At 69.2% G+C, this 25,464-nt stretch carries 24 protein-coding genes; 14 read left to right on the plus strand and 10 right to left on the minus strand.

Features of this window, described 5'->3' with window-relative positions; genetic code table 11:
- Nucleotides 1-2 precede the first annotated feature (2 nt).
- Nucleotides 3-833 carry a nucleoside phosphorylase gene (locus tag ACYQ26_RS11430; protein ID WP_459809021.1) on the plus strand — a complete coding sequence of 277 codons (831 nt, stop codon included), beginning with the start codon at nucleotides 3-5 and terminating at the stop codon, nucleotides 831-833.
- 55 nt (nucleotides 834-888) lie between these two features.
- Here ACYQ26_RS11430 and ACYQ26_RS11435 read toward each other — a convergent pair whose 3' ends face one another.
- The 7 genes from ACYQ26_RS11435 to ACYQ26_RS11465 form a co-directional block, all read right to left on the minus strand.
- Entirely contained in the window at nucleotides 889-1,653 is a 765-nt protein-coding gene (locus ACYQ26_RS11435; RefSeq protein WP_459809022.1) for a mechanosensitive ion channel family protein, read from the minus strand.
- A gap of 1 nt (nucleotide 1,654) precedes the next feature.
- Complete coding sequence (gene dacZ / locus ACYQ26_RS11440; protein WP_459809023.1) at nucleotides 1,655-2,467, minus strand: diadenylate cyclase DacZ; 813 nt, start codon at nucleotides 2,465-2,467, stop codon at nucleotides 1,655-1,657.
- Nucleotides 2,468-2,748: 281 nt separating this feature from the next.
- On the minus strand, nucleotides 2,749-2,922 hold the full coding sequence (locus tag ACYQ26_RS11445) for a hypothetical protein (RefSeq protein WP_459809024.1): 174 nt from the start codon (nucleotides 2,920-2,922) through the stop codon (nucleotides 2,749-2,751).
- A 139-nt stretch (nucleotides 2,923-3,061) separates the two neighbouring features.
- Nucleotides 3,062-3,973 (minus strand): alpha/beta fold hydrolase, encoded by a 912-nt coding sequence (locus tag ACYQ26_RS11450; protein ID WP_459809025.1) that lies wholly within the window; start codon nucleotides 3,971-3,973, stop codon nucleotides 3,062-3,064.
- Between the two features lie 60 nt (nucleotides 3,974-4,033).
- The gene (locus ACYQ26_RS11455) at nucleotides 4,034-5,611 is read right to left on the minus strand and encodes a uracil-xanthine permease family protein (protein ID WP_459809026.1); all 1,578 of its coding nucleotides are present in this window, start codon (nucleotides 5,609-5,611) and stop codon (nucleotides 4,034-4,036) included.
- Nucleotides 5,612-5,814: 203 nt separating this feature from the next.
- Nucleotides 5,815-5,943 carry a hypothetical protein gene (locus ACYQ26_RS11460; RefSeq protein WP_459809027.1) on the minus strand — a complete coding sequence of 43 codons (129 nt, stop codon included), beginning with the start codon at nucleotides 5,941-5,943 and terminating at the stop codon, nucleotides 5,815-5,817.
- 69 nt (nucleotides 5,944-6,012) lie between these two features.
- A complete protein-coding gene (locus tag ACYQ26_RS11465; RefSeq protein WP_459809028.1) occupies nucleotides 6,013-8,217 on the minus strand; it encodes a VWA domain-containing protein in 2,205 nt (734 codons plus the stop codon).
- 34 nt (nucleotides 8,218-8,251) lie between these two features.
- Here ACYQ26_RS11465 and cobN point away from each other — a divergent pair, with 34 nt between their 5' ends.
- The 3 genes from cobN to ACYQ26_RS11480 are packed head-to-tail and all read left to right on the plus strand — an operon-like array spanning nucleotide 8,252 to nucleotide 13,714.
- Complete coding sequence (gene cobN, locus ACYQ26_RS11470; RefSeq protein WP_459809029.1) at nucleotides 8,252-12,154, plus strand: cobaltochelatase subunit CobN; 3,903 nt, start codon at nucleotides 8,252-8,254, stop codon at nucleotides 12,152-12,154.
- Nucleotides 12,147-12,920 carry a precorrin-8X methylmutase gene (locus tag ACYQ26_RS11475; RefSeq protein WP_459809030.1) on the plus strand — a complete coding sequence of 258 codons (774 nt, stop codon included), beginning with the start codon at nucleotides 12,147-12,149 and terminating at the stop codon, nucleotides 12,918-12,920. Before cobN ends, ACYQ26_RS11475 begins: the two co-directional genes overlap by 8 nt.
- Complete coding sequence (locus ACYQ26_RS11480) at nucleotides 12,917-13,714, plus strand: cobalt-precorrin-7 (C(5))-methyltransferase (protein WP_459809031.1); 798 nt, start codon at nucleotides 12,917-12,919, stop codon at nucleotides 13,712-13,714. Before ACYQ26_RS11475 ends, ACYQ26_RS11480 begins: the two co-directional genes overlap by 4 nt.
- A 69-nt stretch (nucleotides 13,715-13,783) precedes the next feature.
- Here the strand turns inward: ACYQ26_RS11480 and ACYQ26_RS11485 are convergent, their stop codons facing one another.
- From ACYQ26_RS11485 to ACYQ26_RS11495, 3 genes are all read right to left on the minus strand, one after another.
- Nucleotides 13,784-14,461: a class I SAM-dependent methyltransferase gene (locus ACYQ26_RS11485; protein ID WP_459809032.1), complete on the minus strand. Its 678-nt coding sequence runs from the start codon at nucleotides 14,459-14,461 to the stop codon at nucleotides 13,784-13,786.
- Between the two features lie 208 nt (nucleotides 14,462-14,669).
- On the minus strand, nucleotides 14,670-14,852 hold the full coding sequence (locus ACYQ26_RS11490) for a hypothetical protein (protein ID WP_459809033.1): 183 nt from the start codon (nucleotides 14,850-14,852) through the stop codon (nucleotides 14,670-14,672).
- Between the two features lie 71 nt (nucleotides 14,853-14,923).
- The gene (locus ACYQ26_RS11495) at nucleotides 14,924-15,487 is read right to left on the minus strand and encodes a DUF1802 family protein (RefSeq protein ID WP_459809034.1); all 564 of its coding nucleotides are present in this window, start codon (nucleotides 15,485-15,487) and stop codon (nucleotides 14,924-14,926) included.
- A gap of 106 nt (nucleotides 15,488-15,593) precedes the next feature.
- Here ACYQ26_RS11495 and ACYQ26_RS11500 point away from each other — a divergent pair, with 106 nt between their 5' ends.
- From ACYQ26_RS11500 to ACYQ26_RS11545, 10 genes are all read left to right on the plus strand, one after another.
- Nucleotides 15,594-16,901 (plus strand): cobyrinic acid a,c-diamide synthase, encoded by a 1,308-nt coding sequence (locus ACYQ26_RS11500; protein ID WP_459809035.1) that lies wholly within the window; start codon nucleotides 15,594-15,596, stop codon nucleotides 16,899-16,901.
- 72 nt (nucleotides 16,902-16,973) lie between these two features.
- Complete coding sequence (locus ACYQ26_RS11505; RefSeq protein ID WP_459809036.1) at nucleotides 16,974-17,900, plus strand: glycosyltransferase family 2 protein; 927 nt, start codon at nucleotides 16,974-16,976, stop codon at nucleotides 17,898-17,900.
- Between the two features lie 121 nt (nucleotides 17,901-18,021).
- On the plus strand, nucleotides 18,022-18,636 hold the full coding sequence (gene cbiT, locus ACYQ26_RS11510; RefSeq protein WP_459809037.1) for a precorrin-6Y C5,15-methyltransferase (decarboxylating) subunit CbiT: 615 nt from the start codon (nucleotides 18,022-18,024) through the stop codon (nucleotides 18,634-18,636).
- Nucleotides 18,633-19,487 carry a cobalt-factor II C(20)-methyltransferase gene (locus ACYQ26_RS11515; protein ID WP_459809038.1) on the plus strand — a complete coding sequence of 285 codons (855 nt, stop codon included), beginning with the start codon at nucleotides 18,633-18,635 and terminating at the stop codon, nucleotides 19,485-19,487. The genes cbiT and ACYQ26_RS11515 overlap by 4 nt, the downstream gene beginning before the upstream one ends.
- Complete coding sequence (locus ACYQ26_RS11520; RefSeq protein WP_459809039.1) at nucleotides 19,484-20,437, plus strand: cobalt-precorrin-4/precorrin-4 C(11)-methyltransferase; 954 nt, start codon at nucleotides 19,484-19,486, stop codon at nucleotides 20,435-20,437. The genes ACYQ26_RS11515 and ACYQ26_RS11520 overlap by 4 nt, the downstream gene beginning before the upstream one ends.
- Nucleotides 20,438-20,512: 75 nt before the next feature.
- A complete protein-coding gene (locus ACYQ26_RS11525) occupies nucleotides 20,513-21,835 on the plus strand; it encodes a DUF7125 family protein (RefSeq protein WP_459809040.1) in 1,323 nt (440 codons plus the stop codon).
- A 4-nt stretch (nucleotides 21,836-21,839) separates the two neighbouring features.
- A complete protein-coding gene (locus ACYQ26_RS11530) occupies nucleotides 21,840-23,093 on the plus strand; it encodes a DUF8167 domain-containing protein (protein WP_459809041.1) in 1,254 nt (417 codons plus the stop codon).
- Nucleotides 23,090-24,319, plus strand: coding sequence for a DUF8167 domain-containing protein (locus ACYQ26_RS11535; RefSeq protein ID WP_459809042.1), 1,230 nt, complete (start codon nucleotides 23,090-23,092; stop codon nucleotides 24,317-24,319). Before ACYQ26_RS11530 ends, ACYQ26_RS11535 begins: the two co-directional genes overlap by 4 nt.
- Complete coding sequence (locus ACYQ26_RS11540) at nucleotides 24,313-24,726, plus strand: DUF7857 domain-containing protein (RefSeq protein WP_459809043.1); 414 nt, start codon at nucleotides 24,313-24,315, stop codon at nucleotides 24,724-24,726. Before ACYQ26_RS11535 ends, ACYQ26_RS11540 begins: the two co-directional genes overlap by 7 nt.
- On the plus strand, nucleotides 24,723-25,406 hold the full coding sequence (locus ACYQ26_RS11545) for a MinD/ParA family ATP-binding protein (protein WP_459809044.1): 684 nt from the start codon (nucleotides 24,723-24,725) through the stop codon (nucleotides 25,404-25,406). The genes ACYQ26_RS11540 and ACYQ26_RS11545 overlap by 4 nt, the downstream gene beginning before the upstream one ends.
- Nucleotides 25,407-25,464: the final 58 nt, after the last annotated feature.

Genomic DNA, 25,464 nt, shown 5'->3' on the forward strand with positions numbered 1-25,464 from the left:
CGATGCCAGGGGACAGCGAAAACCCGAACGCGGAGGTACAGTACCACCTCGAGGTCAGCCCGGACGACGTCGCCGACACCGTGCTCCTGCCGGGCAACCCCGAGCGCCTCGAGAAGATCGTCGACTTCTGGGACGACCACGAGCTGCGGGCCCACCACCGCGAGTACCGAACGGCGACGGGCAGCTACGAGGGGACGCCGATCTCGGTCACGTCGACGGGAATCGGCAGTCCCTCGGCCGCCATCGCCGTCGAGGAACTCGCCCGCGTCGGCGTCGAGACGTTCATCCGCGTCGGCTCCTGCGGCGCGATCCAGCCCGAGATGGACGTCGGCGATCTGGTCATCACGACCGGCGGCGTCCGGCAGGAGGGGACCAGCGCCGAGTACGTCCGGGAAGATTACCCCGCGGCCGCGGACTACGAGGTCGTCAGCGCGCTCGTCGCCGCGGCCGAACGGCTGGGCTACGACTACCACACCGGCATCACGATGAGTGCAGACTCATTCTACGCGGGCCAGGGCCGGCCCGGCTACGAGGGGTTCGAGGCCGCCGGCGCCGACGAACTGGTCGACCAACTCCAGGAAGCGAACGTGAAGAACATCGAGATGGAGGCCAGCGCGATCATGACGCTAGCGAACGTCTACGGCCTGCGCGCTGGCGCCGTCTGCACCGTCTACGCCAACCGCGAGACCGGCGAGTTCCGGACAGAGGGCGAGTCTCGAGCCGCCGAGACCGCCAGTCTCGCGACGCACCTGCTCGCGAAGATGGACGCGGCCAAGCGCGAGGCCGGCGCGGACCGGTGGCATCCGGGGCTGTCGCTCAATCTCGAAGATTGAGGACTGAACGCGAAGAACGCGGAACCTGCAGACCGCCGACGCCACACGGAGAAGCCTAGTCTCGAACGCGGACGATCTCTTCCTCGAACACCCGGCGGTTCGGGATGATGTACTCCTCCGAGTCGTCCTCGATCTTCGTCACGAACAGGTCGACCTCCTGGACGATCCCGGCCTGATCGCCGATCCGAATCTCGTCGCCGATGCCGTAGGGCTGGTTCAACAGCAGGTAGATCCCCGCCGCGCTCGAGACGAGGAAGTCCTTGAACGTGACCGCGCCGACGACGACGATCCCGGCCGCGTAGACGGCAAGCAGGATCAACAGCGGGTAGACGTAGACGCCGATCTGACCGAGCGCGACGAGAAAGGCCACGTACAGCACGGAGTACTTGACCAGCCGCGGGAGGATCGAGACCTCCGGCAGTTTGACGCTCCGGAGGTACTCGCTGACGACGAGTTCCGACTTGTCCGCGACGACGAACCCGAGGATCACGACGAGCGCCGCGACGAACACCTGCGGGATGTACTCCGTGACGCGAAACCAGAACGACTCCGTGTCCAGCAGCTGGGCGATGTGGATCGCCGTCAGGACCGCGATGCCGTAGATGAACCACGAGCTCAGGCGGGCGACGATCTCGACGGTCGACGTGCCCAGCGACTGGGCCGTCCGCTCGAAGGGCGTCCCCTCGACCGCGTCGGGCACCCCCGACGCCGCCAGCAGTTCCTTGTTGAGCCGCCCGACGAGGTAGCCGACGACGAGTCCGAGCGCCAACACCGCGGCTGCGATCACCGCCGGCTCGTCGAGAAACGTCTGCCAGTTCATCTCAGTACGCCTCCGGATCGACCTCCAGAATGAGCTCGCCGGCCTTGAACGCCCGGACGAGCCCGTCGCTTTCCGAAAGCACGATCGAAACCGCGTTCGTATCCCGCGTGATCGCCGCGCCGGACATGTGCCGGGCGCCCAGTCCCTTCGGAATGTCGATCCCCTCCGCGGACGGCTCGAGGTAGCGGTAGGCCGAGACGATCTTGCCGGCATCGGAGATGACGAACGCGCCGTCGAGCCGCGAGAACTCCTTCAACATCACGTTCACGATCGGGTCGCCGACGTGGACGTGGGACTTCTCGAAGGGGTTGTACGAGAGGGGGCGGGACTTGTTCATCACCTTGCCGGCGTCGCCGACGACGAACAGCGCGCCGACCGGTTTCCCCTTCTGGCCCTTCTGTCCCAGTTCGATCGCCAGCTCCAGCACCGACTTGATCACTTCGGGCTCGGCCCGGGACTGGGCGAACAGATCGTAGATGCCGGTGTGGGCGTCGGCGTCCGCACGCACGCGAGAGACGGTATCTATCTCGCCCCCGAAGACGCCCGTCGCGCAGATGAGCTCGTCGCCGTCGTCGACGACGTCCTGTTCCAAGGCGCCCTCGAGGGCGAACTTGACCCGTTCGGTGACCTCCTCGAACTCGAGGGGGAGTTCGACGAACGTGTCGGCGCCGACGTCGTTCTCCGTGCCCACGACGACGACGTCTAAGTCGTCGATCTCCCGAAACCGTTCGTAGAACGATCCGCTCGGTGCGAACAGCAAAATCGCGTCGGCACCGGAGAAGAGCTCCCCGAACACGTCGTCTAACCCGGCCATTGCTCATACAAGTCGCGCCCGCGCGAATAAGCGTTGTGGAGGCGTCTGACGCGTGTCTGTCGATTTTCGCCCGATTCAGGCGAATTCAATTAGTTCAACCGTTCGTGTAATTCAGTCGTCAGTACGCGCGGTCGGTTCCGGGCCCGCCGTCGGACGCGGTCGCTCCGCGAGCGGTCGGACGGTCGTCACTGATCGGCAGTTACGACAGGAGCGAAGAATGTACCGACAGTTGACTCGAATCGAACGACGATCGCGTTGTCCGTCTCGACGGACGTCGCCGCTCACTCGGCGTCGACCGTCCCTGAAATTCGCCGGAACTCGCCGTCGCCGCAGGTGCAATCCGCGGAGACGCCGATCGGCCGGATCGTCCCGTCGGGTTTGACTTCGGAGACGAAGACCGATTCGCACGACTGGCACATCACGACGGTCTTCGTACTCGATTTTGATTTGCTCACGGAAACGGAATACACGTCACTCCCGTATCACCATTCCTCCAACTCACTTTGGGAGAACGCCGGCCGAGAAATCGAAAATGCGCCGCCAATACGCTTCTAAAGCGCCGTTTCGGGAAGTTAGGAGATAGGGAGGCCCGAGTTAGCGCGCGGCCGACGGCTCGGCGAGACCGTTCAGGAACTGCTCGCTCACCGCGTTGAACGCGGTGGGTCGATCCTGGTTCACGAGGTGGCCGGCGTCATCGAGCGTCACCCGCCGGCCGTCGGCGAGGGCCGACGCGAGTTGGACGCCCTGGCGCTTGACCTGCGGGGCCTCCTGCTCGCCGTGGACGACGAGCGTCGGGACGTCGACGCCGGTCAGATCGGGCGGGTCGTACCGCAGGAGCGCGTCGAAGACCTTCCGGAACTCCGGACGGGAGACCTCGCCGACGGACTCGATCGCCGCCGAACGCACGTCCGGCTCGACCGACAGCCACTGTTGGCCGGTCGTCGCTCGGACCGACTGGAGCAGCGAGCGGAACGTCGTCTTCGGCCCCGTCAGCGACAGCGACGTCGCGAGCACCGGCCCGGGCGAGAGGAACAATTCGGTCCCGGACGGGAGGTCGACAGGCGGCATCGAGCGAATTGCACCGCCGAGGATCGCACCTGCCGGGACGGCGCCGTTCGACGCGCCGTCGGCGCCCGAACGTGAGCCCGGACCCGCGTGGCGGTGGAGGTACTCCTGGACGACCATCGATCCCAGCGAGAGGCCGCAGAGAACGGGGCGCTCGATCTCGAGGTGCGATAGCAGCGCCTCGAGGTCGTCCGTGAACAGCTCGATCGAGTACCGATCGGCGTCGGTCGCGCCCGTCCGGCCGTGGCCGCGCACGTCCAGGGTGACGGTGGGGTAGTCCGCCGCGAAGTGATCGACCTGCGGCTTCCAGGCCGTGCCGTTCAGCCAGCCGCCGTGGACGAACACGATCGGCCGGTCGCGGTTTCGTACCTGGTCTCCGTCTCGATCCAGGCCGTGCGTTTCGTACCAGAGCCGTCCGTCCTCGAGCGCGAGTTCCGGCATCGGTCCGTCCTCCGGGTCGCGAACGGATAAGCTAGCTGCCGTCCGGCCGACGGGAGTCGATCAGTCGCCGCGGCCGGAGTCGACGTTCGATCCCGCACCGCCGCCGTCGCCGAGCCAGCGGTCCCAGAAGGAGTCGAACTCGGCGTCGTCCTCGGCGATGCGGTCCCAGTGGGCGAGGCCGCGTTCCTCGCGCGATCCAGGGACGGTGTTGTCGAGGATCAGCGCCGCGAGTCCGCCGACGGCCATGCCGGTCGAGCCGACGATGTAGACGGTGTCGACGACCGCCTGCACCGCCGCCCCGGCCCAGATCGGCAGCGAGGCGAGCGTGGCCTCGAGCCCGATCGCCTCGCGGAACGCGATCGGCCCGTCGAAGTTGCCCATGTAGGCGGGGATCGCCAGGCCGACGAACAGCGCGAAGCCGACGATGAACGTGTTCCGCGAGGAGTCGAGGTCGACGTGACGGAGGTTGGAGATCCCGACGGCGACGATCTGGCCGAACATCGCGATGAACAGCCCGCCGACGATGGGGTCGGGGATCGTCGCGATCAGTTGGCCGAAGTAGCCGACGAAGCCGACGAACAGCATGACGATCGCGCCCAACTGGACGACGTAGCGGGAGGCGACGCCGGTCAGCCCGATCGCGCCGATGTTCTCGGAGTAGGAGGTCGAGCCCGCGGTGCCCATCAGTCCGGAGAAGACGTTCATCAGCCCCTCCATGCCGATGCCGTGGTTGATCCGTCGCTCGCTCGGCGCGCCGGCGCCGGTCAGGTTCGCGACTGCGTAGTAGTCGCCGATGCTCTCGACGATCGAGGCGAGCACGCCCGCGAACATCCCGACGATGAACGCGGTCGTAAACTGGGGCGTGCCCCACTGTAACGGGTAGATCGGGAAGAACAGCTGTGCGTCGGTGACGTCGCCGAGCGGGACGTAGCCCGGATGGCCGCTCGGGAGGACGCCGGTGACCGACAGCGCGGCGGCGACGATCCAGGCGATCGCGAGCGCCAGAATGACCGGATACAGTCTGAACGCCCGGTGTTTGACCTCGAGGTACTGCGAGAACAGCAGGATCAGTCCGAGCGTCAGGCCGAGCAGCCACCAGCTCTGGTCGGCCGCCGTGATCTGGCTGGCGCCGAACAGCGAGAGGCCGATCAGCGCGATCGTCGGCGCGACGACGACCGGCGAGAGGAATCGGCGCAGCTTCCCGACCAGGCCGAAATACCCCATCGCGACTTCGGCGAACGCGGCGACGATGATCGCCCCCTGTAACTGGAGGAGCGCGGTTTCCCATCCCTGCCCCTGGACGCCCCCGGCGCCGACGACGCCGACGATAGCGAGAGCGGGCGCGAGCATCGAGAACGGCGCGCCCTGCACGATCGGGTAGCGGTTCCCGAACGTCGTCTGGGCCAGCGTCGCGATCCCCGAGACGACGAAGAAGGTGCCGATGAACCGGGCCGTGACGTCGCCTGGCATCCCCATCGCCTCCGCCAGGATCAGCGGGACGGCGATGTTCGCCCCCACCATCGTCAGGTAGTGTTGCACGCCGAGGACGAACGATTCGCCCAGCGGCGGCCGGTCGTCGATCCCGTACTCGATGTCGTCGCTGGCGGCCCCGTCGGCGGCCGCGTCGTCCCCCGTCATGGATAGTCGTTCGTCGGATGACGGAACGGGAAGTCAATAGGCGTATTGATCCGCGACGGCCGCCGAGACCGGACTGGACACGTCACTAACACGTACGCAGACGGAGCGTATTGATCTCGGCGAGCGCGGGCCGAAAGCCGACGGCCGTCGGTTCGAGCCGCTCGAGGCCGACGGTCGAGTTCGATACCCCGTCCAACCGCGCTTCAGAACACGACGTTCCAGCCGTAGCCGCAGCGGTCGCACTCGAACGTCTTCTCGAGGCCGTACTCGAGTGCGGCCCGACCCGTTTCGGTTCCCGAGTCGGTGGGCAACTCGGGCAGTCGCTCGCGCACATTGTCCGCGCAGTCGGGACGCGTCACGGTAGACCAACCCCGATACGATTCGGAACGCCGCCGTCGCCGTTACTCGGACGCGGCGCGGTCGGCCGCCGCTCGCACCGTTTCCGGCGACAGCGCCGCGAGGTCGATCAGGTCGCCGTCGGTTTCGTCGGCGACCAGCCCCGAGAGGCCGGCCCGCGCGTCGTCGCCGGCGTCGACCACGAGGACGTGGGCTCCGCTGCGCGCGAGTCGGCGTGCGGCCCGCCGGGTGGACTCGGTCGGCCCCCCGTCCCCCTCGGCGACGTTCGCGCGCCCGTCGGTCACGAGCACCACCACCGACGCGTCGGTCTCGGCGCGCTCGAGGACCGCTGCAGTCGTCTCGAGGCCCGCGGGCAGCGGGGTGCGATCGCCCGACGGGAGTTCCTTGAGGTGCCGTGCAGCCAGCGAGACGCTGTCGGTCGGGGGCAGCAGGACGTCCGCATCGTCGCCCGCGAAGGCGACGAACGCGACCTCGTCGCGGTGCTCGTAGCTGTCCCGCAGCAACTCGAGGACGACGCCCTTCGCGGTCCGCATCGCCGGGCGCATCGAGGCGCTGGCGTCGACGGCGAAGACGATCGTCGCCGACGCGTCGCCGGTGCGGACGGACCGCCGGAGATCCCGCTTTTCGACCCGCGACTCGCCGCGGGCCGCCGCCGATCGCACGGACGCGGCGGCGTCGATCGGCCCGTCGCCGTCGGCGGGTTCGGTTCGAACCCGGGCGCCGCGGTTGTCGACGCTCGGCGCGGTAGCGGCGCGCGATCCGCCGGTCGCGGCTCCGTCATCGCCGCTCTCGGCGTCGGGCGTCTCGAGGGCCGGCGCCGACGCCTCGCCGATATCGGCCCGCTGCTGACCAGGGACGAGCGGTTGCGCGGTTTCGTCCGCGTCGCCGTCGTCCGGGCTCGAGCCGTCCTCGTTCGACTCCGGTCCGTTGTCGCCCTCGCTCGAGTCGTCGTCCGCACCCGCGCCGCCGGTATCCGAGGCCGACTGGCCCGCGGCGGATTCGTCGTCGCTTTCCGGCCGCTGTTCCCGGTCGGGACCGGAACGCGAGTCGTCGCCCGACTCGTCGTCGGGGCCGTCAGACTCGTCGCCACCGGAGTCGGACTCGCTGGTTTCGTCCTCGTTCTCGCCGTCCGGCGTATCGTCGTCGCGCTCGTCACTCTCGCCCTCTCCCTCGTCAGATTCGCTGTCCGCGCCGTCTCCCTCGTCAGCCCCGTCGTCGAACCGGTCCTCGAGCAGATCGTCCAGGTCCGGTTCGTCCTCGAAGGGCGTGCTCCGGAGGCGGTGGGGCAGCGCGTAACTCGCGGCTTCGTGGACGTCCGGTTCGATCACCGTCGTCCGCCCCTCGAGCGCGGCGATCGTCATCGCGGTGCGGGCGATCGCCACGTCGCCGCGGTGGCCGTCGACGCCCGCCTCGAGACAGAGGTCGGCGATTTCCGCCTTGAACTCGCGCGGGAGGTCGACGTCCGGGAGTCGACGTCTGGCCTCGAGCAGGGTCTCGCGGAGGGCCGCGACGTCGTCGGCGTACCGCTCCTGGGGGTTCGGATCGCCGTCGGCGCCCTCGTCCTCGAGCACGCGATCCATGATCTCAACGCGCTCGTCGACGTCCCGGGCGCCTTCGACGGTGGCCTGCAGGGCGAACCGGTCGCGCAGTTGGGGGCGCAGATCCCCCTCCTCGGGGTTCATCGTCCCGATCAGCGTGAACTCGGCGGGGTGGGAGACGCTGATCCCGTCGCGCTCGACGCGGTTCACGCCGCTGGCCGCGGCGTCCAGGAGGACGTCCACGAGGTGGTCGTCCAGCAGGTTCACCTCGTCGACGTAGAGGATGCCCCGATGGGCGCGGGCCAGCAGGCCGGGATCGAAGTCGGCCGCGCCGGCCAGCGCGTCCTCGACCGAGAGGGTGCCGACGACGCGGTCCCGCGTCGCCCCGAGCGGCAGCGTGACGAGCGGGACGGGCCGCGTCTCGACGGGCATCTCCGCGGGATCGCGCTCGCGACAGTCGTCGCACTGCAGCGCGGGGTCCTCGGGTGCACAGCCGTAGGGACAGTCCGCGACGGCCCGCTGCTCGGGGAGCAGGTCGACGAGTCCGCGCACCGCCGTCGACTTCGCGGTGCCTTTCTCGCCGGCGATCAAGGCGCCGTCGAGGTTGTCGTTGGCCGCGACGCACAACAGGACGCGCTTGAGATCCTCCTGTCCGACGATCGCCGGAAGGGGAAGCGACGAAGATTTTTTACCCCCGGCGTTTACAACCATACTTGAGCTAATACAACAGAGGTTTAAAAAATCGATGACACGGATCGGGATCTACACCGCGACGGAGAACGAACTCGGCTCGATCGGGCAGGCCGCACAGCGCCTCGAGGACGTCGACCTGGTCGTGCGCTCGGAGAGCGACCTCGAGGACGAGGCCGACGTCGAGGCGTTCGTCGAGGAACTGCGCGACGCCGCGGCGGCGATCTTCTGGCTGCACGGCGCCGAGGACAGCATGCCCGGCTACGACTACGCGACGAGCGAACTCGAGGCGGCGGGCGTCCCGCTGATCGTCAAGGCGACCGGCGACGCCTTCGCCTTCGAGGATACGACGGTGAGCGACGACCACCGCGATCTCGTCTACGACTATCTCGAGAAGGGCGGCACGATCAACGTCGAGAACCTGTGTCGGTTCCTCGTCTCGGCGTACGAGGGACGAGACCTCGAGTACGACGATCCTGCCGAACTCCCCACGGAGGGCGTCTACCATCCCGACTACCCCGGAATCGGGTACGAAGAACTGCTCGAGACCCACGATCCCGACAGACCCACGGTTGCGATCTGGTTCTACGAATCTCACTGGACCCACGAGAACACCCGCTACGTCGACGCGCAGGTCCGCGCGCTTGAGGAGCAGGGGGCGAACGCCCTGCCGATTTTCTGTAACCCCGCCACGGACACCGACGAGCAGGAGGACGCCGAGTGGGTGACCGACAACTGGCTCATCGACGATACCGGCGAGCCGATCGTCGACGCCGTGCTCTCCTCGTTCATGTTCTCGCTCTCGATGGACGAGCGCGGCCGGTCGGCCAGCGACGAGGGCGAGTCGGCCGAGGACGTCTTCCTCGACCGCCTCGGCGTCCCAGTTCTCCAGACGATCACCACGATGCGTTCGCGCTCGCGCTACGAGTCCAGCGACACGGGCGTGATGGGCTTCGAACTCGCCCTCTCGGTCGCACTGCCGGAGTTCGACGGCAACGTCATCACCCACCCCATCTCGGGGAAGGAGCGCACCGACGACGAGGCCGGCATCGGCTCCGCGCCGAAACACCACTTCCCGATCGAGGACCGGATCGACCACGCGACGCGGTTGGCAGTCAATTGGGCCGAACTTCGACACACCCCCAACGAGGATAAGAACGTCGCCGTCGTCCTGCACAACTACCCCCCGAGCGATGACGGCATCGGCACCGCGTTCGGCCTCGACTCGCCCGAGTCGACCGTGAATTTGCTCGAGGAACTCGAGGCTCGCGGCTACGACCTCGGCGGCGAGACGCCCGAGGACGGGCAGACGCTGGTCGAGACGCTGACCTCGCAGTTGACCCTCGAGGACCGCTGGGTCGCGCCGGAAGACGTCCGCGACCTCTCGGTCGACGTCGTTTCGCCGGACACCTACGAGAACTGGTTCGAGTCCGCAGACGAGCGATTCCAGGAGAACGTCGTCGAGGAGTGGGGCGAGGCCCCTGACCGGCCGTTCGCCATCCCGGGCGTCGAGTTCGGCAATGTGCTCGTCACGGTCCAGCCCCCGCGCGGGTTCGGGATGGACCCCTCGAAGGTCTACCACGACTCGGACCTGCAGCCGCCACACGACTACTACGCCTTCTACGGCTGGCTGCGCAACTCCTTCGAGGCCGACGCCGTGGTCCACCTGGGCACGCACGGCAGCCTCGAGTGGCTCCCCGGCAAGACCGTCGGCCTGAACGGCGAGAGCGCGCCCGATCAACTGGTAGATGACATCCCGAACGTCTACCCCTACATCGTCAACAACCCCGGCGAGGGGACCCAGGCCAAGCGCCGGTCCTACGCCGCCATCGTCGACTACCTCACCCCGGTCATGCGGTCGGCCGGCACCTACGACGAACTCTCGGAACTCGAGGAACTCGCGAACCAGTACCGCGAGGCCGGGATGGAGGACGCCCGCGCGGACGACGGCGAGCACCTCGAGACGCTGATCCGCGAGAAGGTCGAGGAACTGGACCTCGCGGTCGAGTTGGGGATTGCGGGCACCATCGACGAGAAAGCCGACGTCCGCGGCCCCGACGAGGCCGGCTCGACGCTCGCTGAGGGCGACGTGGACGGCGACGAGGTCGACATCGACGAACTCGTCGAGCGGATCCACGAGTACCTCACCGACGTCAAGACCACGCAGATCCGGCTCGGCCTGCACACCATGTCCGAGCCGCCGGCCGACGAGCGACTCGTCGAGTACCTCGTCGCGCTCACGCGCCTCGAGAACCCCGGCGCGCCGAGCCTGCGCGCGAGCGTCGCCGGCGCGCTCGGCGTCGACTACGAGAAGATGCTGAACGCGCCCGGCGAGTACGACGAGGATCTGGGCATGACCTACGCCGAGGCTGCCGATATCGTCCACGAGACCAGCCTCGAGTTGGTCGAGACGCTCGCCGAGCACGACTTCGATATTCCGGAATCCGAACGCGGCGCGGGTCCCGAGGACGAGGTGAACATGAACCTGCTCGTCGTCGACCTCGAGACGATCGGCGACGCCCGAGCGAAGTCGGGTGCCCACGACGCCCTCCGCGAAGTACTCGCGTACATCTGCGAGGAGGCCCAGCCCCGTGTGCAGGGTGCAGAGGACGAGATTCCGCGAACAGTGGACGCGCTCTCCGGCGAGTACGTGCCGCCGGGCGGCTCCGGCGCGCCGACTCGCGGCGGCGTCGACCTGCTGCCCACTGCGCGGAACTTCTACACGCTCGATCCGCGGAAGGTGCCCGCCAAACCGGCCTGGCAGGTCGGGAAGGAGGTCGCGGAAGGCGTGCTCGAGCGCCACCACGCCGAAAACGACGAGTATCCCGAGGAGATCGGCGTCGTCGCGTGGGGCACCCCGACGGTGCGCACCCGCGGGGAGACCATCGCGCAGGTGCTCGCCATGATGGGCGTCGAACCGCAGTGGACCGACGCCGGCCGCATCGACGACGTCGAGCCGATTCCGCTCGAGGATTTGGGCCGACCCCGAATCGACGTGACGACCCGCGTTTCCGGGCTGTTCCGCGACGCGTTCCCGGCCGCGGCGGGGGTCATCCACGACGCCGTGGACGCGGTCGTCGATCTGGACGAGCCGCACGACATGAACTACGTGAAAAAGCACGTCGAGGAGGAGGCCGAAGAACTGCAGGACGAACAGGACCTCGATGAATCCGACGCCCGGAAGGCCGCGAAACACCGCGTCTTCACGACCAAGCCCGGCGGCTACGGCGCCGGGACGAACAAGGCCGTCGACGAGGGTAACTGGGACGACCGCGCCGATCTCGCCTCCGTCTACGTCCAGTGGGGCGGCTACGCGATGGGCTCTCGCGGGCGCGTCTCCGACGCCCACGACGCCTTCGAGCGGCGCCTCTCGAGCGTCGACGCCACCGTGAAGCTCGAGGACACGATGGAGCAGGACGAGTTCGACTCCTCGGACTGGTACGCCTTCCACGGCGGGTTCATCTCCGCAGTGTCCGAAATCTCCGGCGAGGAACCTGCCTCCTACGTCGGCGACTCCTCGGACCCCGACAACGTCGACGTCTACACGAACGAGGAGAAGGTGCGCAAAGCGATGCGCTCGCGCGTGCTCAACCCCGACTGGCTCGAGTCCATGGAGGAGCACGGCTACAAGGGCGCTGGCGACCTCTCGACGACGGTCGACGTGACGCTGGGCTGGGACGCCACGACCGGCGTTGTCTCGGACACCCTCTGGGAGGAGGTTGCCGAGAAGTACGCCTTCGACGAGGACCGCCAGGAGTGGCTGCGCGACGTTAATCCGTGGGCCCTCGAGTCCATCACGGACACGCTGCTCGAGGCGATCGACCGCGACCTCTGGGACGCCGACGAGGAGACGGTCGACCGGCTTCGCGACCTCAATCTCGAGGTCGAGGGCGATCTCGAGGCGCGGACGACCAACGAGGCCGTCGGCGCGGACGCGGGGGTGTCGACGGATGACTGACGGCGACCAAGAGTTCGAGGAGGAGTACGCCGACCTCGGCGCGACCACGCAGAACGCGATGGACATCGCGGAGACGAGCATGGACATCGTCCGGCAGTTCGTGCCGGACGAGACGCTGGCCGACCGCGTGCGACAGAAGTCGGTCCACTCGATGGGCGACATCGAGTTCCAGCACCTGATCGAATTTACGGGCGCGGACGAGCTCGGCGACGACGAGGACGCTCCGGTCCGCGCCGGCGCTCGAGCGGTGCTCGAGGAGGCCGACATCGTGACCGACATCACGATGCCTAAAGCCGGGATCACGAGCCGGGGCCACAACTGTGAGAAGCGAAAGGCGATCGGCCACGGCGCCGAACTTGCGAAGGAGACCGGGATGACCCGGACCGCCGCCTCGGTGCTCGAGCTCGACAAGCAGGGCGCCTACGACGGCGCCGTCGCGACGATCGGCAACGCGCCAACGGCCGCGTTCGCGCTGGCGGACTGCATCGAGAACGGCACGCGACCCGCCGTAATCGTCGCGACGCCGGTCGGCTTCGTCAAGGCCGAGGAGAGCCGCCAGCGGATCCGCGAGGTCAGCGAGGAGTACGGCGTCCCCGCGATTACGAACGTCGGCCGCCGCGGCGGGAGCGGCCTCGCCGCCGCGCTGACGAACGAACTGATCCACGTCGCGAAGGACGTGCGGACCGACGAGCTCGACCTCGAGCTGACGGCCGACGAACGAGCGGCCCGGGCCGCCGACCGGAGCGAGGACGACGGCGACGAATGAGCGATTACGACCTCGACGTGGGCCCGGATCCGGCGACGTTCGCAGCCGCGGCGCCGGAACCTGATATCGACGACGCTGGCGACGAGCCGGTGTACGCCGTCGGCATCGGCCCCGGCAACCTCGAGTACCTCACGCCACGTGGCGAGCGGGCGATCCGCGAGGCGGACGTGATCGTCGGCTTCACCACGGTCGTCGAATTCGTCGAGAATCTCGTCGACGAGGACACTGACCTGCTGACCTGCGGATACAAGGACGAAGCCGCGGCGCTCGAGGCGTTCGGCGAGCGCGTTGCGGCCGGCGAGTCGGGAACGGCCGTCGCGATGGGCGATCCGAACCACTCGGGGTACCAGTTCGTCGGGAAGGTGCAGGACGCCGTGGAACGGGAGACTTCCGACGTGCCGGTCCGGATCGTTCCCGGCATCTCGTCGCTCCAGATGGCCGCCAGCCGCGCCCGCACGCCCATGGAGGACACCGAGTTCGTCACGCTGCACAAGAGCGGCGACCTCGAGGGCGATATGGACCGGCTCGCCGCCGCGGTCGTGGACGACGACCGGCACCTGCTCGCGCTCCCCCGACCCTACGACCGGATGCCCGGCGATATCGCACAGTTCCTGCTCGAGCGGGGCGCCGATCCCGCCCTCGAGGCGCTGGTGCTCGAGAAGTTGACCCACGAGGACGAGCAGATCCACCGGTTCACGCTGGCCGACCTCGCCGAGCACGCCGGCGGGAGCGGACGGGACGACACGCCGTTCTCGGATCTGGTCGTCCTCGCTGTTCGACAGCCGGTGTCGTAGTCGGGCCTCGATACGGTCCTTCGAGAGTTCCGCGGCCGTCCGTCGGCGGCGAGTTTTCCGTCGGCTCGGCTACTCCGGAACGTCGCCCGCGACGACGTACTGCTCGTAGTCTGGATCGTCGCCCCAGAGCACGGCATCCATCAACGGCTCGTACTCGACCCGCTCGAGACCGTGTCGCTCGAGCACCGTCACCAGCTCCTCGGGCGGTCGCCCGTCGTACAGCGGCAACTCGTCCCGAATCTCCCGATACCCCTCGAACGGCTCGTCGAAGTCCCAGTGGCCCTCGATCAGGACGATGCGCCCGCCCGGACGGACGACGCGACGCCACTCCCGGAGCGCCGCCGACGGATTCGGCAGCGTCCAGACGAGGTGGCGGGCCGTCGCGACGTCGTACGCGTCCGCCGGCTCCGAGATCGACTCCGCGTCCCCGTTCCGGAACGCGACCGACCGGTCGCGCTCGTGGGCCTTGGCTCGTGCGCGCTCGAGCATGTCTTCCGAGAGGTCGACGCCGGTGACGTCGTGGCCGATTTCAGCGAGTAACAGCGAGACGACGCCGGTTCCACAGCCGAGGTCGAGCACTCGTCGCGGCGGCTCTCCGTCGCCGACCCACTCGCGAAGCACCGACAGCCACGCGTCGCGTTGCGCCTCGTCTCGCACGGCGTGGTGGCTATCGCCGTCGTACGACTCCGCGCGTCCGTCCCAGTACTGCCGGACGCGGTCTTTGACGGTCTCGTCCCGTTCACTCACGACTCGCCACCTCGGTCCGGTCTTCGAATCGGGCCGAATCGACGGCCGCATCCGCGGATGTCATCGGTCGACGAGTTATTTAATTTAACTGAATAAATCGTTTCGAGAATCGGTAATATCTACACGGGATGGCGGGCGGACCGACGCCGTCCGTTCGACTCCGCGCGATGGACGGCCCGCGGGACGATTCGCGACCGCTCGTCGCCGCTCACTCGTCCGCTTCGTACTCCCGCAGCACCGACGAGACGGTGCTCTCGACCTCCTCGAGGGCGACGGCGTTGGTCTTCCTGAGGTCGTCGCCGTCCCGCGCCTCGCTCAGATGCCGCAGCGCCTTGCGGAGGTGCTGTTCGGTCTCAAGTCCGTCGTCCCCGCGTTCTCGGTCCTCGCTCATAGTTCGATCCGACGGTCGTAGCCGACTCGAGCGGTTAAATTCGTCGGTGGTACGGACGGGACGGCGGACGGTCACTCGAGGGCGTCCCGAACCGCCGCTCGCCGCTCGGCGAAGGTCGCGTCGTCGAGCACCGGCGTCGCCGCCTCGGGATCGATCGCCGCGTCCGCCGCGAGGTCGATCCAGGCGCGACAGCCCCGGTAGCTCCCCCGCTCGTCGATGAGCCGGGGTGACTCGAGTTCGCGAACCCGCAGCAGGAGCACGCGCAGTTCGTCGTCCGGGTCGTACTTGTCGCGCAGACCCTCGGGCGTGTAGACGTAGTGGCGGGCCAGCGCCTCGAGGTCGCCACTCGAGACGGCGTACTCCTCGCGGACGTCGGCGACGCCGCGGATCGGGATGCCGGCGTCGGGTTTGGCGCTCGCCCGGTGGTAGTACTCCTCGTATTCGGCTCGATAGCGGGTCGGCTTCTGGTGGCTGTAGGCCGGGTAGAGCGCGAACCGCTCGTCGATCGTTCCCGGATCGAGCGTTGGGTGGCGAACGAGCACCGTCTGTACGCCCTCGAGTAAGGCGTTGACGACGCCGGCGCGTTCCTTTAGCGCAGGGATTGGCTCCGATTCGGCGGTCGCTGCGTCGCTCATCGGTACGATTGGGAAACGACGACCGGTCCCAACTCGGTTTCGGTCCCGCGGCGAGGTCGCCCGCACCGACGGATTCAAGGTCGGTTGTGGAAACGCAACCACAATGATGAACGGATTCGTCCTCGGCGGCGTCAGTTCCGGCGTCGGCAAGACGGTTGCGACGCTGGCGATCGTGCAGGCCCTCGAGGACGCCGGCTACGACGTTCAGCCCGCGAAGGCGGGGCCGGACTTCATCGATCCGAGCCACCACGAGGCCGTCGCGGGCCGGCCCTCGCGAACCCTCGACTTGTGGCTCGAGGGCGAGGACGGCCTCCGCCGAAACTACCGTCGCGGCGAGGGCGATATTTGCGTCGTCGAGGGCGTAATGGGCCTGTACGACGGCGACGGCTCGAGCACGGCGATGGTCGCCGAGGCGCTCGATCTGCCGGTCGTGCTCGTCGTTGACGCGAAGGCGGGGATGGAGAGCGTCGCGGCGACGGCGCTGGGATTCGAGAAGTACGCCGAGACGATCGGGCGCGACATCGACGTCGTCGGCGTCGTCGCCCAGCGCGCTCACGGCGGCCGCCACGAGCAGGGCATTCGGGACGCCCTGCCCGACGATCTTGAGTACCTCGGCCGGGTCCCGCCGAACGACGACCTCGAGATTCCCGACCGGCATCTCGGCCTCGAGATGGGCGAGGAGGCGACGCTGCCGGAGGAGGCGCTCCGGGCGGCCGCCGAATCGCTCGAGGCCGAACGGCTGGCCGCGGTGGCGCGCGACCCGCCCGCGCCCGAGGAACCCGTCCAGCCCGCAGACTCGGTCGACGCCACCGTCGCCGTGGCCAGCGACGCCGCCTTCTGCTTCCGCTATCCGGCCACGCTCGAGCGGTTCCGCGAGCGCGCCGCGGTGGTGACGTTCTCCCCCGTCGCGGGCGATTCCGTTCCCGACTGCGACGGCGTCTACCTCCCCGGCGGCTACCCCGAACTCCACGCCGCCGAACTCGAGTCGAGCGACACGCTCTCGGAACTCGGCGCGTTGGCGAGCGAGGGACTGCCGGTCCTCGGGGAGTGCGGCGGCCTGATGGCGATGAGCCGGTCGCTGACGACGGCCGACGGGGATCGCCACGAGATGGCCGGAATCCTGCCCGCCGACGTGACGATGCACGACCGGTATCAGGCGCTCGATCACGTCGAACTCGAGGCCGTCGACGGGACGCTCACCGCTGACACCGGCGAGACGATCCGGGGCCACGAGTTCCACTACTCGAGCGCCGCCGTCGACGGGGACGCCCGGTTCGCGTTCGAGACCGTCCGCGGCGACGGCATCGACGGCGAACACGACGGCCTCACCGAATACGAGTCGCTGGGCACGTACGTCCACGTCCATCCCGAAAGCGGGGCATTCGATCGGTTCCTCGAGCGTCTCGCCGGCTGATCGTCGCTAATTGCCGTCGAGCCAACTGGACGTCCCGCTCTGTTTAACTGTCATTGTGGCAAACTGGATGCTATGGAAGCGACCGCGCCGACGAGCGTCTTGCTGCCGACGACGGCGTGGACCGACGCCTGCGGGGAGGTCGCCGAGCAGCTGCGACCGGCGGACGAACTCCTCGTGCTCTGCGATCGGGAACTCGAGTCGGTCGCCGCCCGGATCGACCAGTATCCCGACAACGTTCGGCTGGTCGTCGCCGGCGAACCGGAGGGGTGCTCCGGAAAGGCGAACGCGATCGCGGCCGGGATGGAGGCGGCCCAACACGACCGCATCGTCTGGACCGACGACGACTTTCACCACCCGTCGGACTGGCTCGAGCGGTTGCAGGCCGACTACGAGCGTCAGGGGCCGACCACCGAAGTGCCGGTCTTCGTCGGGCAGGATCCGCTCGCGAAACTGCTCGAGCCGACCTACGCCGTCAGCGGGACGCTCGGCGTCGCACTCACGGACGTTCCGTGGGGCGGCGCCGTGATCTTCGAGCGCGACGATCTCGCGGGCGAGGCGGCGTTCCTCGAGGATCTCCGGCGGACGATCAGCGACGACGGCCTCCTGATGGAGTACGCCGATATCACGAGCGTCGGGCGGACTCGATACGTCGAGATCGGCGGCTCGATCCGCGAGACGATCGAGAATCAGGTGCGGTTCACGCAGATCGTCCGACAGCACGACTCGCGGGGGTTCGCGGCACAGGCCGGCCTCGCTGCGGTGCTCGCTGCCGGCTGCGTGCTGTTCCCGCTGCCGGCGTTCACGGTGCTGACGGCGGCGATGGCGATCGTCTACGCCACGTTCGGCATTCGCCGATGGACGTTCCTCGCGGCGTATCCGGCGGTACTGCTATCGATCCCGCTGCTCGCGTACGCGCTGACTCGCCGGTCGTTCGTCTGGAGCGGTCGACGCTACCGGTGGCGCGACAAGTTCGACGTGACCGTCGAAACCGAGTCGTAAGGGTTTCGCGGGATCTGACGGGCGGATCGATCCGATTCGGTATTGTCCACCCGAGTAAGCAACCGTAGTTGCGCTACACCAAACAAAATTGTTTTAGGCCCGGCCGCTGATTCCACGCGTGATGCCACCCATCGCGCTGCCCTACGACGCGAAGGCCGGGCCGACCAAGTCGGAGGTCCGAGCCGTCGTCCGGTCGAAACTCGCCCTCGAGCCGGACGACCACTTCGCGGAGGTCGGCTCCTGCACGGGGGCCGTCACGATCGAAGCCGCACAGCGGGCCGGGCGGGTGACCGCCCTCGAGCGAAAGGCCGAGCGCCTCGAGACGACCGAGAAGAACCTCGCCGCTAACGAGGACTCGATCCGCGCGGACGTTGAGCTTCGGAACGCGGAGGCTCCCGAGGGCCTACCCGACGACGCCGACGCGCTCTTTCTCGGTGGAAGCCGCAACTTCGAGGCCGTCCTCGATCACGCCGTCGAGACCGAGGTCGACCGCATCGTGATGAACGTCTCGCGGCTCGAGGTCGCCGGCAAAGCGACGGAGGTGTTCCGCGAGCGAGGAATTCTCGAGGAGGTCGTCCAGTTCCAGGTGAGCCACGGCTACGAACTCGCGGGGGCGACGAGTTTCAATTCGGACAACCCGGTCTACATGCTGGTCGGGAGCGCGACGCCCGATTCGAATTCGGACTCGGACGACGGTGAGAAAGTTGCGACGGACGGCGGCGAGGTGAGCCGATGACCCTCTACGGCGTCGGCCTCGGCCCCGGCGAAGCCGACCTCGTCACCGTCCGTGGAAAGGACGTCCTCGAGAGCGCCGACGTGGTCTACTCGCCGGGTCGTCTCTCGCGGTCGGTCGCCCTCGAGCACGTCGCCGAGGAGAAGATCGGCGATCTGGACTTCCCGATGACGAAAGACGAGGAGAAGCTCCGGCGGGCCTGGAAGGCGGCCGCCGCGGAGGTCGCGCCCGAGGCTCGCGAGGGCGACGTCGCCTTCGTCACGCTGGGCGATCCGAACGTCTACTCGACCTTCGGCCACCTGCGCCGGACGATCGACGCGTTCCACCCCGACGTGGACCTCGAGATCGTCCCCGGCGTCAGCGCCGTCACCGCGTTCGCGACCGCGATGGGGATCGAGATCGAGGCCGGCGCGGGCCTCGCGCTGCGCGAGGCCGCGGGCGGCGCGAGTCCGACGGGACCGGATCGGATGATCCTGTTCAAGGTCACCGACGCCCCCGCGACCCACGAGGGGCTCGTCGACGCCGGCTACGACGTGACCTACGGCCGCCGGCTGTTCATGGAGCAGGGCGAGACGATCGTCACCGACGACCCCGCGGAGATCGACGAGCGCGACTACTACACGCTCGCCTACGCCGAGAAGGCCGACCTCGAGGTCGAGCCGGCGACGGCGGCGTTCGAGGCGGACGACGAGTCCGGGTCGGACGACGCGACGACCGATAGCGAGCCGGTCGCGGACGGTGGACGCGAACTGACCACCGAGGAACTCGCCGCCCTCGAGCGCGCCGAGGGGTACGAAAGCGGCGACTACGGACTCGGCGAGGACCGCGAGCACGAGCGCGGAGGTGACCGATGAGCGACGACGCCTCGGAGCCGAACGACCCGCAGATGGCGATCGACTCCCAGTCCGACCGGCGCCGCGAGCAGCTCGACGACCGCGTCTTCGAGCACAGCGCCGGCGACGAGCAGGAGGGCATCCCCTTCGTCGGCGCCGGGCCCGGCAACCCGCGCCTGCTGACCGTCGCCGGGAAGGAACTGCTCGAGGAAGCGGACCTCGTGGTCCACGCGGGCTCGCTGGTCAACAGCGAACTCCTGGACGAATACTGCGGTCACGCCGAACTCGTCAATTCGGTTGGGAAGGATCTCGAGGAGTTGATCCCGCTGATGCGGGACGCCTACGAGGAGGGGCGTAACGTCGTCCGTCTCCACAGCGGCGATCCGGCGATCTACGGCGCGGCCTTGGAGCAGATGGACGCGCTGGAACACGAGGGCGTACCGACGTACTTCGTGCCCGGCGTCACCTCCGCCTTCGCCGCGAGCGCGACGCTGCGGACGCAACTGACGCTCAACGAGGTGTCGAACCACGTCGCGTTCACCCGGCCGCAGGGGAAGACCTTAGAGCCCGAGGAGGACCACATCTCGGAGTTCGTCGAAATGGGCGACGTGACGACCTGCATCTACCTCGGGACCCACGCCGTCCGGGAGACGATGGACCGGCTGCTCGAGGACGGCGCGGATCCCGAGACGCCGGTCGCGGTGATCTACCACGCCTCCTGGCCGGACGAGGACGTGATCGTCGGTTCGATCGCCGACATCGCGGACAAGGTCGAGGAAGCCGGCTACCGCGCCTCGGCGCTGGTCGTCATCGGCGACGCCGTGACCGGCGCGGGCTACGAGCGCTCGTACCTCTACGGCGACTGGGCCAACCGCGGATCGAGTTCGAATTCGGGTGCGGACTCGAGCGAGTCCGAGTCCGGGGCCGCGTCCGACGAGTCGGCGGACGGCGGCGAAGCGTCGTCGGACTGAGCAGGCCGTCGATCTATTTTTCCGGGCGACCCGCGCGAGCGGGAGTTCATAAGGGATGGCGCGGCCAGAGCGGGTATGATCGCCATCGCTGGCTCGAAAGGCGGCTGTGGCAAGTCCACGGTCGCGCTCGGCCTCGCGACCGCGTTCGCCGGGGCGGATCCCCCGATCCCGGCGATCGCAGTCGACGCCGACCGGCAGCTACCGAACCTGCACGTGATGACCGATCTGGACCGAGAGCCGACGCTCGCCGCCCTCGAGCGCGGAGCGACGCTGAAAGAGATCGCACAGGAACATCCCCGCGAATCGACCGTCGGGATCGTCCCCGCACCGAAACCGTCGGACACCTTCGCGTTCGACTCGCTCGCCGATCGGGCCACCCTCGAGGGGACGCAAGTGCTGCTCGACTGCCCCGCCGGCGCCGGCCCGGACCTCGTCGAACCGCTCCGGAGCGCCGACGGCGTGATCGTCGTCGCCGGCGACTCGGAGCGAAGCCTCGAGGCCGCGGAGACGACGATCGACGTGGCGCGGCGACTCGGCGTGCCGATCTACGGCGCCGTCCTGAACCGCCGGTCCGAGGTGCCGGACCGCGCGGCCGAGTGGCGCGGCGTGCCGATACTGGGCTGCGTTCCTGATCGCCCGTCGCCGCTGGCGAACGACGAGGTCGCGGCGGCGTTCGACGAGATCGTCGAGCGACTCCGTACACAGTCCCCGCGCGAGCGGGCGCCGCCGACGACCGACGGCGATCGGCTCCCCGTCGGTGCGGATGCCCTCGACCGCCACCTCGACGGCGGGCTCCCCGCGGGCGCTATCGTCGCGCTCGTCGCCGACCCGGCGAGCCAGGCCGAGCGGCTCCTCTACCGAGCGACCGAACTCCGCGGGACGCTGTACCTCTCGACGGAGGGGTCGCGGAAAACGGTTCGGCGCGCGATCGAGACATCTACGGTCGACGCCGGCGAGCCGACGATCAGACGCGTCGCCGGCGACGACGCCCTCGCGGAGGCGACCGCGCTGGTCGAGGACCTTCCGGACGCGGCCACGCTGATCGTCGATCCGGTCGACGAACTCGAGCGACGGGATCGGTCGACGTACGTCTCCTTCCTCGATACGCTGTCCGAGCGACTGGCCGAAACTGACGGCCTCGCGATCTTCCACTGTCTCGACTTCGACGAGCCCGCCAATCGGTCGGCGACGCTGCGGGCCGCCGACGCCGTGTTCGAACTCGAGACGGTCGGCTCGGGCCTCGAGAGCGACGTCGGCCACGCCGTCTCGGTGACCAAGTACCGACCGGACGCCGGCGCGATCGGCACGGTTCCGATCGCGTTCGACGCCGTGAACGCGGGCGCAGGCGCGGGGCCGATCGAGCCCCCGTCGGACGCCGACTGCGGCGGCTCGAGGTGAGTCGATGATCGACCTCCCGTCCGAGTCATTGCTCGGCATCGCGTACGGGTTGCTGTTCGGATTCGGCCCGGCGCTGCTCGCCGGCCTCGCAGCGATCGCCGTCGGAATCGGGACCGATCGGTCCCTTCCAGTCAGTGCTGGGCTCGCAACGGTGCCAGTTGCGATCGGCACCGGCATTGCCGCCGGAATCTTCGATCCGAGCGCCGGCCTCGAGCACGGGTCTCGAGTCGCGTTCGCGTCGACCGTCGCGGGCGCCCTCGGCATCGTCGCGGTCGCTCAGGGCGATCAAATCGCGACCGAGCTTCCGCGGGACCGGGCGGTGCCGATCGTGCGCGGAACGGCCCTGTCCGCGGACGCGATCGACGCCGTCGACGCGATGGGCCAGGTGACGATCCGGTCGGCCGGCGCGATCCGCGAGTTCGACGGCTATCCGTCGCCGTCGCCGGCACTGCGGACGGCCCTCGCGGAGGGTGCCTGGCGATTCCCTGCGGACCTGCAACTGTCCGAACTAGAGCGACGGCTCGAGCAACGGCTGCGGACGATCCACGGGCTGTCGGCGATCGACGTCGCGGTCGACGGCCGCGGACGAGCGACGATCACCGCCGCGCCGCCGACGAAGGGCGTCGCGACGTCGCTTCCCGACGGCACGCGGGCCGTTACGGTCTCCGGACTGCTCCCGACAGGTATCGAATCGGGCGACCGCGTCGCGATCGGCGCCGTCGATGCTGACTCCGGTGACGGTGACGGTGACGAGTCCGCCGTCGCTGCGACGCTCGAGGGCGAGGTGCTCGCGGTCGGCGCAGGCGAAGACTCGAGCGTTCGTTCACGGTCCGATTCGACCGAATTCCACGCTGCGGACGCCGGATTCGACGGCGGCTCGGGACGACTCACGGTGTGCGTCGCGGCGAGCGACGCCGGCCGGTTACTCGCGGCCGACCGGTATCGAATCGCCGTCCTCCCGAGCGGCGACGCGCCCGCGTTCGAGGCCGCGGCGCTCCTCGAGGAGGCCGGGCGACCGATTCGCTCGATCGGCGGGGGCGACGCGCTCGGGGGCGAGGACGCCGACGGAGCTCTCGACGCCGATGCCGGCGAGGTGCTGGCCGTTCACAGCGGCGAGTGGGAGTTCGTCAGTACAGGCACGACCGATGCCGGGGGCGATCTCGAGAGCGCGGACGGGGCCACTGCGGCGACGCCGACCCGCGCGTTCGTCGCCGCACCCCGATCTCGCTCTCGAGACCGCGAGGTGACCGACGAATGATCGACGCCGCGTTCTACGCCGAGTTGCTTCGGCAGGCGGCGGTCGGCATTGCGGGACTGGGGCTACTGTCGGCGGTCGTCGCCGGCCTCCTCGCGGCGGGCTACCGGCGGGTGACGACGCGAGCGCCGCCCGCCGGCGTCGCGGTCGGCGTCGGCCTGTCGGCGGTCGCCGGTTACCTTGCGTACACCGCCTTTGCTGCGAGCGCCTTCTTCGAGGGCGTCCCCCTCGAGCACCGCGCGAGCGCCGGCTATCTGCTTGCGACGGTCGCGGTCGCCGGCGCCGTCGGCACAGCCGGCGGACGATTCGGCGACCGGCTCGCCCGGCAGGTGCTGGACATCACCCGGATCGACGCGCACGGCGAGCCCGCCTCGATCGTTCGTACCGCCCGCCTCGCCGTTTCCCTCGAGTTGCCCGCGACGATCGACGACGCGGACGGCTACCGGCCGGTCGACCCCGCCGTTCGACGGGCGCTCACCGGAACGGTCGTCACGGTTCCCCATGGCTCGTCCCCCGCCGAGCGGCGCGACCGGCTCGAGCGCCACCTCGAGCGCGACTACGAGCTCGATTACGCGGCCGTGACGATGGCCGCCGACGGGAGCGTCGAACGGGTTCGCGTCGGCCGACGGCAGCCCGGACTCGGATCGGTGCTGCCGCCGTCGACCGCCGCCGTCGCGATCTGCACGGACCCGCTGCCGGACGCGAGCGTCGGCGATCCGGTCGAAATCTGGACCTCGACCTCACGAGAAGGAGGTCGAACGCGGGACGAAAACGAGACGCGACGACGCGACGATCGGAATCAGGAGCGACTCGTCGCCACGGGGCGGCTCCGAGCGTCGACCGGATCGGTCGCCACCGTCGTCGTCGACGTCGATCGCGCCCACGATCTCGCGGCCGACGAACGCTACCGACTCGTCGCACACCCCGACGAGGCGACCGACGGCTATGCGTTCGCCGCCGCGGTTCGGACGGCCGACGAGACGGTCGCGACGGTACCCGTCGAACCCGACGGCCCGCTCGTCGGCGAGTTCGTCGGCTGGCTTCCCGGCCGAGCGCTCGTACTCGAGCGGGACGGTGACCGGCAGCCGCTGCCCCCGGATCGACGGACGCTCGAGGCGGGGGACGAGTGCTGGCTGCTCGCGTCGCCGGCCGAGTTGGCCGCGTTCGATTCCGGGGCGCTCGATACCGCAGTCGAGTCGGAATCTGGGAGCGGTGGGAACGCATGGTAACGGTCGACGCGACCAGCGACCGAACGAACGGCGTCACGCGCGTCCGAGTCGTCGTCGCGAACACGCGAGCGACGCCCCAGCGCGTTCGCCTCCGCTGCCGACTCGAGGGGCCCCTCTGGATTCCGCGCCGCGACGGCGTCCCCGATCCACACTGGGACGACGACTGCTGGACGGCGACGATCCGACCGAACCGCCGCCGCGGGGTCGGGATCGCGAGTCCGGCGCCGCCGACCGACCCGCTCGTCGAGGTCGTCTCGAGCGAACGCTGTGACGCCGACGCGGTCGGTCGCTCGGACGACGGTGCGGTCGCACTCGCCGACCTCGAGGACTGGCGGCCGACGCGCGAGACGCTCGGCCTCGAGCGCGAGCGAGAGCGGACGTACGGCGGCGACGAGACTAACCGATGATCGTCGCCGTCGTCGGTGGAAAGGGCGGCGTCGGCAAGTCGACGACGGCGTGGAACCTCGGCCGCGAACTCGGCGCGGTCGTCGTCGACGGCGACCTCGCGGTCCCGGACCTCCCGTCGGGTCCCGCCGCGGAGCCGGATCTCCACGACGTGCTCGCCGGGCGTGCGGATCCGCTCGAGGCGGTCGCGGACGCCGGCCCCGTGGCGGTGCTCCCCTGCGGTCGAACGCTCGCGGGGGCCCGCGCGTCGGCCCTCGAGGCGCTCCCGTCGGTGCTCGATCGACTCGAGCGACGCTTCGACCGCGTCGTCGTCGACTGTCCGGCGGGGCTCGCGCGCGACGTCGGCGTCGAACTGCAGTCGGCCGATCTCGCGGTGCTCGTGACGGCACCCTCGCGGGCGGCGCTGGTCGACGCGGTGCGGACCCGCGACCTCGCGGCCTCGCTCGAGACGCCGATCGCCGCGGCGGTCCTCAACAGGGCGGACCGCGACGCCCACGCGTCCCTCGGCGACCGTCTCGGCCGGCGGCTCGGCGTCGACGCGACGATCGTCGCGGAGCAGGCGGCGGTTGCCGACGCGCAGGCGCGGTGGCACCCCGTCTGCGATCATCGGCCGGACGCCCAGGCGGTCGACGCCTATCGGACGGTCGCGGGTCGGCTCGAGCGGGCGAGCGAGACGTCGTGATCGTCGGTCCGAGAACGCTCGAGAACCGCCGACTCTTTTCTCGACGGCCGGCATATGC

Source organism: Halopiger thermotolerans (genome assembly GCF_054654555.1).